This window comes from Kocuria marina, assembly GCF_000786655.1.
In the GTDB taxonomy this organism is placed as follows: domain Bacteria; phylum Actinomycetota; class Actinomycetes; order Actinomycetales; family Micrococcaceae; genus Kocuria; species Kocuria marina_A.
The window spans coordinates 144063-157363 of record NZ_JROM01000011.1; the positions used below are offsets into that span (position 1 = coordinate 144063).

9 protein-coding genes and 3 tRNA genes are annotated in these 13301 nt (G+C 69.7%); 4 read left to right on the top strand and 8 right to left on the bottom strand.

Annotation, left to right across the window (positions count from 1 at the left end; genetic code table 11):
• Positions 1-369: 369 nt before the first annotated feature.
• Positions 370-2172, top strand: a complete 1803-nt coding sequence (locus tag AS25_RS02335) for a glycoside hydrolase family 13 protein (protein ID WP_436433921.1) — start codon at positions 370-372, stop codon at positions 2170-2172.
• A 112-nt stretch (positions 2173-2284) separates the two neighbouring features.
• Here the strand turns inward: AS25_RS02335 and AS25_RS02340 are convergent, their stop codons facing one another.
• From AS25_RS02340 to AS25_RS02360, 5 genes are all read right to left on the bottom strand, one after another.
• Positions 2285-2743 carry a hypothetical protein gene (locus tag AS25_RS02340; protein WP_035960901.1) on the bottom strand — a complete coding sequence of 153 codons (459 nt, stop codon included), beginning with the start codon at positions 2741-2743 and terminating at the stop codon, positions 2285-2287.
• 360 nt (positions 2744-3103) lie between these two features.
• Positions 3104-3176 (bottom strand) — tRNA-Phe (locus AS25_RS02345).
• 75 nt (positions 3177-3251) lie between these two features.
• Positions 3252-3325, bottom strand: a tRNA-Asp gene (locus AS25_RS02350).
• 89 nt (positions 3326-3414) lie between these two features.
• Positions 3415-3487: transfer RNA gene (locus tag AS25_RS02355), tRNA-Glu, on the bottom strand.
• Between the two features lie 214 nt (positions 3488-3701).
• On the bottom strand, positions 3702-4649 hold the full coding sequence (locus AS25_RS02360; RefSeq protein WP_035960902.1) for a universal stress protein: 948 nt from the start codon (positions 4647-4649) through the stop codon (positions 3702-3704).
• 262 nt (positions 4650-4911) lie between these two features.
• Here AS25_RS02360 and AS25_RS02365 point away from each other — a divergent pair, with 262 nt between their 5' ends.
• Positions 4912-6246 carry a D-arabinono-1,4-lactone oxidase gene (locus tag AS25_RS02365; protein WP_035960903.1) on the top strand — a complete coding sequence of 445 codons (1335 nt, stop codon included), beginning with the start codon at positions 4912-4914 and terminating at the stop codon, positions 6244-6246.
• A gap of 171 nt (positions 6247-6417) precedes the next feature.
• Here AS25_RS02365 and AS25_RS02370 read toward each other — a convergent pair whose 3' ends face one another.
• Entirely contained in the window at positions 6418-7899 is a 1482-nt protein-coding gene (locus tag AS25_RS02370; RefSeq protein WP_084117961.1) for an FAD-dependent oxidoreductase, read from the bottom strand.
• A 134-nt stretch (positions 7900-8033) separates the two neighbouring features.
• Here AS25_RS02370 and AS25_RS02375 point away from each other — a divergent pair, with 134 nt between their 5' ends.
• Entirely contained in the window at positions 8034-9494 is a 1461-nt protein-coding gene (locus tag AS25_RS02375; RefSeq protein WP_172644394.1) for an NCS2 family permease, read from the top strand.
• Between the two features lie 71 nt (positions 9495-9565).
• Here AS25_RS02375 and AS25_RS02380 read toward each other — a convergent pair whose 3' ends face one another.
• Together AS25_RS02380 and AS25_RS02385 are read right to left on the bottom strand one after the other, a co-directional pair.
• Complete coding sequence (locus AS25_RS02380; RefSeq protein ID WP_035960905.1) at positions 9566-10498, bottom strand: spermidine synthase; 933 nt, start codon at positions 10496-10498, stop codon at positions 9566-9568.
• 91 nt (positions 10499-10589) lie between these two features.
• Positions 10590-10943 carry a thiamine-binding protein gene (locus AS25_RS02385; protein ID WP_035960907.1) on the bottom strand — a complete coding sequence of 118 codons (354 nt, stop codon included), beginning with the start codon at positions 10941-10943 and terminating at the stop codon, positions 10590-10592.
• 195 nt (positions 10944-11138) lie between these two features.
• Here AS25_RS02385 and pta point away from each other — a divergent pair, with 195 nt between their 5' ends.
• On the top strand, positions 11139-13232 hold the full coding sequence (gene pta, locus AS25_RS02390; RefSeq protein WP_035960908.1) for a phosphate acetyltransferase: 2094 nt from the start codon (positions 11139-11141) through the stop codon (positions 13230-13232).
• Positions 13233-13301: the final 69 nt, after the last annotated feature.

Sequence of the window (13301 nt, forward strand, 5' to 3'; positions counted from 1 at the left end):
CTCGAGTCCGGACAGCGGCTCCTCCCGTACGACCCACAGCCCCCGGGCAAGTCGCTGGACCCCGGGGTTCTTCATCAACTGGGAAGCACGGGCTCCGGTGTCAGCGGTGACCAGCACGGTGGGTTCGGGTGGGAAGGGTACGGGACGTTGGCGGTACAACATGCCCGGACTCTATGGCTCGATGCGGTGGAGCTGCCCGGGTTGTCCACAGCTCGGCCAGCCCATCGAATTTCTAGTGGAGTAAAAGCAGCTCAGCGGCCGAAATTCTGCTTTAGCTGAGTAAAAGCGGGGGGTGGGGGCGTTCGGCGATGGTGGGCGGGGGGGGCGGCGGGTGCGAGGCCCCCGCGGGAGATGGGTAGCCTGGATCCCGTGACTTCCGACCCCGCAACGCACCCCGACCACCGCGCCACGGCTCCCTCCGCCCGGTCCGATCGGACCGCCTCGGTCTCCACTGCCAGCGTCAGCGGCGCCAGTGCCCGCACCCCCACCGGCACCGAATGGTGGCGCGACGCCGTCATCTACCAGGTGTATCCCCGCTCCTTCAAGGACTCCAACGGGGACGGCATGGGGGACCTCGGCGGGGTCACCCAGAAGTTGCCGTACCTCAAGCACCTGGGCGTGGACGCGGTGTGGCTCTCCCCGTTCTATCTCTCCCCGCAGCACGACGCCGGGTACGACGTCGCGGACTACCGCACCGTGGATCCGCGCTTCGGTTCGCTCGAGGACTTCGACCGGATGCGGGAGGAAGCGCACCGGTTGGGCCTGAAGATCATCGTGGACCTGGTGCCCAATCACACGTCCGAGGACCACGAGTGGTTCCGGGCCGCCCTGGCTTCCGAGCCGGGCTCCCCGGAGCGGGACCGGTACATGTTCCGCGAGGGCAGGGGTGAGAACGGCGAGGAGCCGCCCAACAACTGGAAGTCCCTGTTCGGGGGTCGGGCGTGGACCCGGGTGCCGGACGGGCAGTGGTACCTGCACCTCTTCGATTCCTCCCAGCCGGACCTCAACTGGGAGAACCCGGAGGTGTGGGAGGAGTTCCGGGCGATCCTGCGGTTCTGGTTGGACCGCGGGGCGGACGGTTTCCGGGTGGACGTGGCCCACGGCATGATCAAGGCCGAGGGCCTGCCGGACTGGGACGAGCAGGTCCACATGGTGGAGGGCACGGATGCCCAGGGCGCCGAGGACGAGCCGGACGGCCCCAGCAAGACCATGGACACCGGCCCCTACTTCGACCAGGACGGGGTGCACGAGATCTACCGCGACTGGCACAGGGTCCTCCAGGAGTACCCCGGTGATCGGATGCTCGTGGTCGAGGCGTGGGTGGGCCCCGCCGAGCGCCTGGCCCGCTACGTGCGCCCCGACGAGGCACAGCAGGCCTTCAACTTCGATTTCCTCGTGGCCGGCTGGCACCGCGACCGGATGCGGGACACCATCGAGATCTCCCTGCGCGCCAACGCCGCCGTGGGCGCGCCGTCCACGTGGGTGCTCTCCAACCACGACACCGTCCGCCACGCCTCGCGCTACGGGCTCAGCTCCCGCACGGCCTACCCCAACGGGATCGGCGCGCAGGACGAGCAGCCCCACGCCGGCCAGGGCCTGCGCCGGGCGCGCGCCGCCGCCCTCGTGGAGCTCTCCCTGCCGGGTTCCGCGTACATCTACCAGGGTGATGAGCTCGGTCTGCCCGAGCACACCGAGCTGCCGGATGCGGCGCGGCAGGACCCCACGTTCCATCGCACCGCGGGCTCGGAGCTGGGGCGCGACGGCGCTCGCGTCCCTCTCCCATGGTCTCCCGTGGGTGACGGGCTGGGTTTCGGTCCGGATCCGTGGTTGCCGCAGCCCGAGTCCTTCGCCGGGATCACCGTGGACCACCAACTGGGCGACCCGCAGTCCACGCTCAACCTGTACCGCCGGGCCCTGGAGCTACGGCACCGCCTGGACCTGGGCGCGGCCGAGTTCGCGTGGCATCCCCTGAGCGAGGGTGACCAGGACGTCCTCGCCTACACCATGACGTGCGGGACCGGCGAGACCGTGTTGGTGGCCGCGAACCTCGGGGAGAGCGAGGTCGGATTCGACGAGCTCTCCCGCGGTGAGCTGCTCCTGGCGAGCGGTCAGAACGCCGTGGTCAACGACCGGCTGAGCGTGGACAGCGCGGTGTGGCTACGCCTGAAGTGAGCCCCGCTCCCGAAGTGAGCCCCGCTCCCGAGGTGAGTTTCGTTCCCGGGCCGGCCCTCATCGTCAGCTGAGTCTCGCCCCCGAGGGGCAAAGCTCGATACGAATCCCTGGGTCAGTGGCGCGGCGTGCTCGCGCAATTGGCCCGCAACCACGACTCGGCCGGCTCCAGCGCCCGGTGGATCCGCACGGCCTCCGCGGGCTGCAGGGTGGCGCCGGCGTCGTCGAGGATGTCCCGGACGTCGTCGAACGCCGGACGCACCGCGGCGGGAAGTTTCCCCCGCAGGCGGCTGACGGAATCGCGGGCCTGTTCCAGGGCGTCCTCGTCCGCGTCCTCCTCCTCGCTGTGGTCGGTGAGGGGCAGCAGTTCCAGGCCGCTGTAGACCTCGGCCACATCGAAGCACGTCTGGGTGTCCGCGGGGGTCGCGGCCGGCGCGTGTGGCGCGGGGGCGCTCGCGGTCGGTGTGATGGGCGAGAGTTCGATCGTGGTGGTCTGACCCTGCCGCGCGCCGCACGCCGTGAGGAGCACGATGAGACCGGCTCCCGCCAGCAGTGCGCGCACTCGATGATTCACGGCTGATCCTTCCGATCCGGGGCGCCCGAGCCCGTCCGATCCGACGTCGGGTTCCGCTGTGACGACGCCGCCGCCCGCGACGTCGCGACTGGCCGCGCTCGCGGGCCGACGAGATCCAGAGCGGCGGGACCGCGAGAGCCTTCCGCAGCGTCCGCGAACGGCCCTCACCACGCTAGGGTCCCAACCTCCGCGCACCCTGGGGGTCGGGTGCGAGCCACCACGACGACGTCGCGGCCCGGCACGTGCCGGGCTGCCCGACGAGAGGCCGTCCGTCGCCCGCCGGGCTGCCCGAAAGGATGTCCCGAGAAATGGGGAGGGCATGAAAGAACCCCCGCGTGTAGAAGCCACGCGGGGGTTCAGTGGCTCCGACCGGCGTCGATCCGGTGACCTTACGATTTTCAGTCGTACGCTCTACCAACTGAGCTACAGAGCCAGGCACGTTCCCGGAGGCAACCTCCGGTGATATGCCGCGACGGCGCGAAAAGTTTCCTTTTCATCGCCGCCTGAGCGACCCTGACGGGACTTGAACCCGCGACCTCCGCCGTGACAGGGCGGCGCGCTAACCAACTGCGCTACAGGGCCTTGATTGTTTCCAACGAGTGAATATCCTACCAGGACGAACGACTCACTGTGCAAATCGTTCACCCCGCGGTACCTCACACCGGAAACCGTACCCCCAACGGGATTCGAACCCGTGCCGCCGCCGTGAAAGGGCGGTGTCCTAGGCCGCTAGACGATGGGGGCCAGAACGCCGTCCGAGCATCACCAGCGGCAATATCGGACGATGGACCGTGAGTAGCTTAGAGGCAAACGGCTCGGTTGCACAAACCCGCGCGGTGTCCCGCCGGGCCCGCACACGCCGCGGAACGGCGGGGATGGCACCCCGGGGGCGGCGCCCCGATGGGACACATCGCGTTCGACACCGAGCCCCGGCACCGAGCAGCGGCGCCGCCTCGATTCAGATCGCGACGTCCGGCCGGTCGGAGAGTCGCGGATCCCGGATGCACGGCACGATCATGGCCGGCCCCGCGCTGTTGTGCAGCACCCCCTGGGACGTGGAGCCCAGCAGCATGCCCGCGAACCCACCGCGACCGCGGGTTCCCGTGACGACCAGTTGGTTCTGGGCGGAGCGTTCCACGAGCACCTGGATGGGTGACCCGTCCACGAGCTCACCGGTGATGTCCACGTTCGGGAAGTGCCCGCGCAACCACCGCACACTGGCGTCGATCGCGGCCTGGATCTCCCCGCGCAGGTTGTCGAAGTCCACGGGCGAGGGCAGCCACGCGGAGGATCCGGAGTCCGACGGCGCGGCGCACACCACGGTCAGCGGCACCCCCAGCTGTTCGGCCTCCTCCGCGGCCCACAGCATCGCCGAACTCGCCTGTTCGGAACCGTCCGAGCCCACGGTCACGCCGTCCACGAACGACTGGCGGCGGCTCACGTTCTCGTGCAACTGGTACTCCCTGCCCCACTGCAGGGGGACGATCCCCACGGGGCAGTGCGCGTGGGCGGGCACCGCGGTGGAGACCGAACCCAGCAGGCGGCCGATCAACCCGCCCCGGCCACGCGAACCCAGGACCAACAACTGGGCGTCCTCGCTCAGCTCGAGCAACACGCCGGAGGGGTCCCCGGCCTGGACGGTGGACCGGACATCGACGTCCAACTCGGCCACGCGGCGTCGTGCCTCGCCCACGAGGTCCTCCACGGCGCGGTTCATGGCGGTGTCGTCGAACGCCGCATAGCCCACGTCGAACGTGGAGCCGCCGAACATGGGGACGGAATAGGCGGTGACAACGTGGAGGGGCGCGCCGCGGCGCCGGGCCTCACGGGCGGCCCAGTGCAGTGCGCCCATGCTCTGCTCGGAGCCGTCCACGCCCACCACGATCTCGGCAGTACGTGTGTCCATGATGATCCTCCTGCGCCCTCGGTTCCTGGCCCCAGCCTAGTCACGCGGGGAGCGGATCGGGCGGGGTCGGTGACATGATGGTGTGGTTCGGAACCGACGCCTCGGTCGCACGCCACGGCACGCACGGGGACGGGGAGACACTCGACGGATTGATCCCGGGGGCGGCACGGCCTGCGGCACCGGCCCGTCCTGCACAGGGGTCCCCGGGACCCCGGAACGGAGACGAACCGTGAGCACACGCGGATCAGCGCACCAGCCCGCCATGACGGCGCAGGTGAGGAGCACCGCATGGCATTCCTGGGGCGGCAATCTCACCGCGAGACCCTCCGTCACGGTGCGCCCGGACGACTCGGACCAGGTGTTGCACGTGCTCGAGGAGGCCGTGGCAGCGGGCAAGAGCGTCCGGCCCTCGGGCTCCGGTCACAGCTGGTCCCCGCTGGTGCCCACGGACGGGGTCCGCCTGGACACCTCCGCACTCACCGGACTCGCAAGCGTGGACGAGGACCGCCAGCAGGTCACGGTCTTCGCGGGCACCACGGTGCACCAGCTCAACCTGATCCTGGAGGAGCACGGCCTGGCCCTGGCCAACCTGCCGGACTGCGCCCACATGACCGTGGCGGGAGCAATCGCCACGGGAACCCACGGCACGGGGCTCGGCCAGCCCTCACTGGGGGACCAAGTGATCGGGGTCAGCCTCGCGACGCCCTCCGGGGACGTGGTCACGTGCTCCGAGACCCACCGCCCCGAGCTGCTGCGCGCGGCCCGCGTGCACCTGGGCGTGCTGGGCGTGGTCCTCACGGTCACGCTGCGCTGCGTGAGCGCGTTCCGCCTGCACTGCGCGGAGTTCCGCGAACCCGTCGCCGGGCTGGTGGACTCGCTGCAGGAACGGATGTCCGGCGCGGACCACTTCGAGTTCTCCTGGATGCCCGGCACGTCCGTGGCCCACACACGCATCATGAGTCGCCTGCACCGGCTCTCCGCGACCTACACGCGCCCCGCCTCCCCGATCTCCCGTGCGCTGCGCCGCACGGACGACGCCGTTCTGCGCACCTCCCTCTCCGCCGGCCTGGGGCGCGTGGGCGCCCTGATGCCCCGCGCCGTGGGCGGGTTGAACAAGATCGGCTCCATGGCCGTGAGTTCCCGACGCTACACGGACATCTCATACCGGGCCTTCACGGCCTCACGGCCGGTGCACTACGTGGCCAGCGAGTACGCCCTACCCCTGGAGGCCACCGCCCCCGCGTTCCGGGAGCTGAAGGCCCTCGTGGAACGCGACGGGTACGAGCTCACGTTCCCCGTGCACGTGCGCTGCTCCCCGCCGGAACAGGGCTACCTCTCCCCCGCGGCAGGCCGGTACACGGGGTGGATCAACCTGCGCCAGTACGGCAAGCGCCCCCACAAGACGTTCTTCCGCGCGGCGGAGGAGATCTTCGTGGCCCACGGCGGGCGCCCGCACTGGGGCACCCTGCACACCCGTACCGCCCAGGACCTCGCGCCGAGCTATCCCCACTGGGACGAGTTCCTCGCGTTGCGCGCCGAACTCGACCCCGACGGCGTACTGCTGGGTGAGCACACCCGGGAGGTCCTGGGGGTCTGAGCCCCCGCTCCGCCCCGCCCGCGCGATGCTGGGGGCCCAGCCCCGATCGGCGCGGCGTCGTGAATCGGGGACCGGCCGGAGCTGCGTCGTCAATCCGACCCCGGGAACGGCCGCGGCCCGCACCCCGGTGTCATGAACCCGGGTGCGGGCCGCTGAAGCGTCGGCGCGTGGTTACTTGGCGACGCCCTCGCGCGAGACCGAGATCATCTCGTCCCGCTCCACGACCTTGACGCGCTCGCGGGGGTTGCCCTCGGCGTCGTGGGAGGACTGACCCAGGCTCTGTTCGTACTCGTCCAGCACGAGCCAGCCGTCCCACGTGGTGTACTGCACGCCCTTGTCCTCGAGCAGTTCCACCACGGCCTCGGGCTGCGGGTGATCGGGATCCGCGAGGGACGCACGGTCCTCCATGATGTGGTTCACGGTCTCGAGGGCGTCGGACTTGGTGGCCCCGATGAGCCCCACGGGGCCGCGCTTGATCCAGCCCGTGGCGTACACGCCGGGAACCGGGGAGCCGTCCGCCTCGATCACACGGCCCTCCTCGTTGAGGATCACCCCGCGCTCGGGGTCGAACGGCAGCTCGGGCAGGGGCGAACCCAGGTACCCGATCGCGTGGTAGACGGCCTGCACCGGGAACTCGGTGTACTCGCCCGTGCCGGTCACGGAGGCGTCCCCGTTGAGGCGGGTGCGCTCCATGCGAATCGCGCGGACCTTGCCGTCCTCGTCCCCGAGGATCTCGTCCGGGGTCTGCAGGAAGTGCAGGTGCAGGCGGCGGGACGCCGTCTTGGGGGAATCGTCCTCGCGCCACTTCTGCAGCGTCTTCATCATGACCTTGATCTGGTTGTTCTCGGTCATGGCCTTCTCGGAGGCCTCGTCGAACTGGAAGTCGTCGTCGTAGACCACGATGTCCACGTCGCGGGACTTGGCGAGCTCACGCAGCTCGAGCGGCGTGAACTTGATCTGGGCGGGACCGCGGCGGCCGAAGATGTGCACGTCCGTGACGGGGGACTTGCGCAGCCCCTGGTACACGTTGCCCGGGATCTCGGTCACGAGCATGTCCTCGGCGTGCTTGGACAGCACGCGGGCCACGTCCAGGGCCACGTTGCCGTTGCCGATCACCGCGATCTCCTTGGCCTCCAGGGGCCACGTGCGCGGGTAGTCCGGATGACCGTCGTACCAGGCCACGAAGCGGGCGGCGCCGTAGGAGCCGTCCAGATCCGCACCGGGGATCTGCAACGGCGCGTCGTTGACGGCGCCGGTGGCGAAGATCACGGCGTCGTAGTGGGTCAGGAACTCCCCGAGGGTGATGTCCTTGCCGTACTCCACGTTGCCGAAGAACCGGATGTCACCGCGGCCCAGGATGGAACGCAGCGCCGTGATGATGCCCTTGATCCGGGGGTGGTCCGGGGCCACGCCGTAGCGGATGAGCCCGAACGGGGTGGGGTACCGGTCGAACAGATCCACGCTGACCTCGAGCTCACCCTCACGGACCGCCTCGGTCTTGGTGAGCATGTCCGCGGCGTAGATGCCGGCCGGTCCTGCGCCGATCACGGCCACGCGCAGCGGACGCTGGGTGTTGGAAGTTGTCACGGAATTCCTTTCGACGCGCACGCGTGTCTCACGTGCTTGCGGGGACTGCCTCCACGGTAGTGACATCAACTCAGTAGTGCCTAACCACGGGCGGACGAACGAGCATCTGCGGAGGGTGCGAGCGGCGTCGACGTAGTATTTCTACACAAACACCCCCGCCGTTGTCGGTGCTCCCTGCCCAGCCGTCCGTGAGGATCCCCATGTCGTCAAGCACTCCGCCAGCCACCCGGACCGAACCACGAGGCGGACTGGACCGCTACTTCTCGATCACCCGTCGCGGCTCCACCGTGGGCCGTGAGATCCGCGGTGGCGTGGCCACGTTCATCGCCATGAGCTACATCGTGGTGCTCAACCCCCTGGTCCTGGGCTACGGCGAGGACGGCGCGGGCAACATCCTGGGCGGCGAGCGCGTCGCGGCCATGACCGCGCTCGTGGCCGGCGTGCTGACCATCCTCATGGGCGTGTGGGCCAAGTCCCCGTTCGGGATGGCCACGGGCCTGGGCGTGAACGCGTTCCTCGCGGTCACGATCGCCACGAACCCCGGGCTCACGTGGCCCGAGGTCATGGGACTGGTCATCTGGGCCGGTGTGATCATGGTGGTACTCGTGCTCACCGGGTTCCGCACCGCCGTGTTCAATGCCGTGCCGGACTCCCTCAAGACCGCGATCGTGGTGGGGATCGGGCTGTTCATCGCCCTCATCGGTTTCGTCAACGCCGGCTTCGTGCGGCGCATCCCTGACGCCGCGCACACCACGGTTCCCGTGCAACTGGGCAACGGCGGTCAGCTGTTCGGTTGGCCCACGCTCACGTTCGTGGTGGGACTGCTGCTGACCATGGCGTTCGTGGTGCGCAACGTCAAGGGCGGGATCCTGATCTCCGTGGTGCTCACCACCATCCTGGCGCACGTGCTCGAAGCGTTCTCCCCCGCGGGCTCGGCGGCCGAGAACCCCCACGGCTGGTCCCTCGTGGTGCCCGCCAACCCCGAGGGCCTGTTCGCGCTGCCGGATCTGTCGCTGCTCGGTTCGGCCGCGCCCATCGACGCGTTCCGCCAGCTCGGGGTCATCGCGTGCGCCCTGTTGATCTTCACGATCCTGCTCTCCATCTTCTTCGACGCGATGGGCACCATGGTGGGCCTCTCCCAGCAAGCAGGCCTCGTGGACGCGAACGGGCGGATCGAACGCGTGGACCGCGTGCTGCTCGTGGACGCGCTCGGTGCAGTGGCCGGCGGTACCGGTTCCGTGTCCTCGAACCAGATCTTCGTGGAGTCCTCCACCGGTATCGCCGAGGGCGCCCGCACCGGCCTGGCCAACGTGGTCACCGGCGTGCTGTTCCTCGCGGCCATGTTCCTGACCCCGCTCGTGAACGTGGTGCCCTTCGAGGCCGTGGCCCCGGCCATGGTGGTCGTGGGCTTCCTGATGGCCCGCAACGTGGTGCACATCGACTGGACCGACTGGGGCGTCTCCGTCCCCGCGTTCCTGACCTTCGCGGTCATGCCGTTCACCTACTCGATCGCCAACGGCATCGGCGCGGGCTTCGTCTCCTTCGTCTTCATCCGCCTGGTGCAGGGCCGCGCCAAGGATGTCCACCCGCTCATGTACGTGGTGGCGCTGGCCTTCCTGCTGTTCTTCGGCATGGGCGTCATCGAGGGCTGGACGCGCTGACGTCGTCCTTCTCCTGACGACGACGCCGCTCCCACCCTCCCGCGCTCAGCCCGCGCGGGTGCCGCGGCGGGTTACCCCTCGGAAGCGCTGCCGGATGGGGGCACCGGAACCGGGTCCGCGGGTTTGTCGTGCCACGGCTGGGCGTCCCCGGCGAATTCCCGGCACCACGCGGTGTCCTTGTACTGCGCGGGCAGGGAACCGCCCAGAAGCTCCTTGGCGAGCGCGGCGGCGTCGGCGGAACCGGCTGCTGGAAGCGCAGCGTGGGAGGCCGCGAGCACCACGTTGCCGTAGCGGCGGCCCTTGAGCATCGCGGGGTCCGCGACCGCGGCCACGTGCTCGAAGACCTCGAACAGCGCGGCGACCTCCGCGCGCGTGCCCTTGAGGTTGCGCGTGTCCCCCACGTTCAGCACGTAGATCCCCTCCGGGGACAGCACGCGCTCCACGTGCCGGGTGAACTCCACCGTGCGCAGGTGCCCCGGGGTCTGCTCCCCCGCGAAGACGTCCCGCAACACGACGTCGCGTGAGTCCCCCGTGAGCGTCTCCGTCACGGCGCGGGCCTCCCCCGCGCGGATCCGCAGCAGCGGTGCGCGGGGCAGATCGAGCCATTCACGCACGAGGCGCGTGAGAGCGGCGTCGAACTCCACGACCACCTGGCGCGCCTGCGGATAGCGCCACGCGAGGTAGCGGGCCATGGAACACGCACCACCGCCCAGGTGCAGGACGCGCAGCGACGTGGGGTTCAAGTGCGTGCTCACGTGCTCCTCGACCACGGTGGAGAACCAGCGCATGTACTCGAACTCGAGCTGGTCCGGGCGGTCCGGCACGATGTGCGAGGACGGCACCCCGTTCACGCGCAGCAACCACGCCCCCGGCACGTAAGGATCCCGCTGCAATTCCACGGTGCCGGTGTCCGTGGTCCAGGTGCGCTCCACGAGCCCCGGGGCGTCCGACGACGACGCCGCGCCGCCCGCTTCCGCGATCTTCTTCCGGTTCTTCCTGCTCACCTGTGTGACGTCACCCGCGTGCTCTCCCGTTCTTGCTCACCCTTACTCACCCGTGCGCTCGCCGCTGGACACTCGCAGGGCGGGGAGGCCGCTACTTGTCACCGGTCGTGATCCCGCGCCGCTCCTGGGACCTGCCGAGCTCGTGGGTATGCAGGGCGGATTCGAGGCGCTCCACCTTGCCCGCGAGCTCACCGGTGTGACCCGGGCGGATGTCCGCCTTGAGCACCAGGGACACGCGCGGGCCGTACTCGGCCACCGCGGCCGTGGCTTCCTTGACCACGGCCATGCACTCGTCCCACTCACCCTCGATGGTGGTGAACATGGAATCCGTGCGGTTGGGCAGCCCGGACTCGCGCACCACGTGCACCGCCGCGGCCACCGCGTCGTGGACGGAGGCGTCCGGGTTGTCCCCGCCGCTGGGGGAAACTGAGAAGGCAACCAACATGGATCCAGTCTCGCACCGGTGTCGGGCGAGCGCGACCCCCATCACAATGTGTTCCACCGGCGTCGGCCCAGAGGCCCGCACGCCGCCCGTTCATGCGATTTTCGTACGAAACCGGCCCGGTGGGACGACTCGTGGCCGGGGGTGGGTTCCCTAGACTGGGACGCACAGCCGGTCGACCGTGAGGGAGTTCGTTCCATGACGCAGGGCATCTACGTTTCCGCCATGACACCGTTGTCCGGCAAGACACTGGTGGCCCTGGGTCTCGCGGACAGCCTCTTCAAACGCACGGACGCGCTGGGGTTCTTCCGTCCCGTGTTCGACGGCGCCGCACCCGAGGACGATCCGGTCCTGCAGCTCATGAAGCGCACCTTCGACCTGCCGGATTCGCGCTGCCGTGCGGCCGTGTCCCTGGAACAGACCCGGGAGATCCTGGCGTCCGGCGCGCACGACGATCTCGATTCCGCCGCGATGGCCGTCTACTCCGAGATGGCCCGCGAGTGCGATGTGATCCTCGTGGACGGCACGGACCTGCTGGCCCACAACGCGGTCACCGCCGAGTTCGACCTCAACGCCCGGCTGGCCAACAACATGGGGTGCAGCGTGGCCGCGGTGATCAGCGCGCACGAATCCCGCCGGGTCGAGGACGTGCTCAACGCCGTGGACGTGACCCGCACCGAACTGCGCCAGGCCGGGTGCGACATCTACGCGGTGATCGTCAACCGCGCGGTCCCCGAGCAGGTGGCCGAGATCAAGCGCCGCGCCAAGCCCGGCAACCACAACCTCCCCGCGTACGTGCTCCCGGAAATCCCCGCGATCTCCAACCCCACGGTGGCCGAGCTCGTGGACGCGCAGGGCTACGGCACGGATCTCAACCCCAGCTCCCTGGACCGCGACATCAAGGCCGTGAAGGTCGCCGCGATGACCGCGGGCAACTTCCTGGACCAGATCGCGGACGGGGACCTGGTGATCACCCCCGGGGACCGGACGGACGTGGTCTCGGCGACCCTGGCGTCGTCGTTCGCCTCGACCCTGCCCGTGCCCGCGGGAATGCTGCTCACGGGCGGGTTCCGTCCTGAGGGCGCGGTCGCGTCCCTGCTGGCCGCAGCACCGTTCCCCGTGCTGACCACCGACCATGACACGTTCTCCACCGCTGAGGCCGTGGGCACCACGCGCGGCACCCTGGCCGGCGCCCACTCGCGTAAGATCGCCGCCGCACGCGGCGCTTGGGCAGAGTACGTGGACAGCGACGAACTCTCCGACCGGCTCTCCCTGCCGCGGCCCGTCAAGCGCACGCCGCTGCGCTTCCTGCACGAGCTCGTGGAATCCGCGCGCGCGGACCGCAAGCACATCGTGCTGCCCGAGGGTGACGACCCTCGCATCCTGCGCGCCGCGGAGATGATCCACCGCCGCAACTTCTGCGACCTCACCGTGCTGGGCGAGCCCGAGAGCGTCCGGGCGCTCGCGCAGTCGGAGGGCATCGATCTCGATTTCGACGCCGAGGGTCTGCACGTCGTCGACTTCCAGCACGACGACGCCCTGCGCGAGAAATACGCCGACGAGTACGTGAAACTGCGCTCCCACAAGGGCATGAGCCAGGAACAGGCCCTAGAACGGATGACCGACGGTTCCTACTTCGGGACCATGATGGTCCAGATGGGAGACGTGGACGGAATGGTCTCCGGGGCCGCGCACACGACCGCCAACACCATCCGCCCCGCCCTGGAATTCGTGAAGACCCGCGAGGGCGTGAACATCGTCTCCTCCGTGTTCTTCATGCTGCTCGCGGACCGCGTCCTGGTCTACGGCGACTGCGCCGTGAACCCCAACCCGGACGAGCAGGCCCTCGCGGACATCGCCCTGGCCTCCGCCCAGACCGCCCGGGAGTTCGGGGTGGAGCCGCGCGTGGCCATGCTCTCCTACTCCACGGGCGGTTCCGGTTCCGGGGAGGACGTCGAGCGCGTGCGTGCCGCGACCGACCTCGTGCGCGAGGCCCACCCCGATTTCGAGGTCGAGGGGCCCATCCAGTACGACGCCGCCGTGGACGCCTCGATTGCCAAGTCCAAGCTCCCGGGGTCCCAGGTCGCGGGACAGGCCACCGTGTTCGTGTTCCCGGACCTGAACACGGGCAACAACACGTACAAGGCCGTGCAGCAGTCGGCGGGCGCGGTGGCCGTGGGGCCCGTACTCCAGGGACTGCGCAAACCCGTGAACGACCTCTCGCGCGGGTGCACCGTGGACGACATCGTCAACACGGTCGCGATCACCGCGATCCAAGCACAAACGCTGTGACGCCTCGGCGGCCCCGCGCCCGGGGCCGCCGTGCCCGCGTTGGTGACGCAGCGACGTCGTCAACCCCGA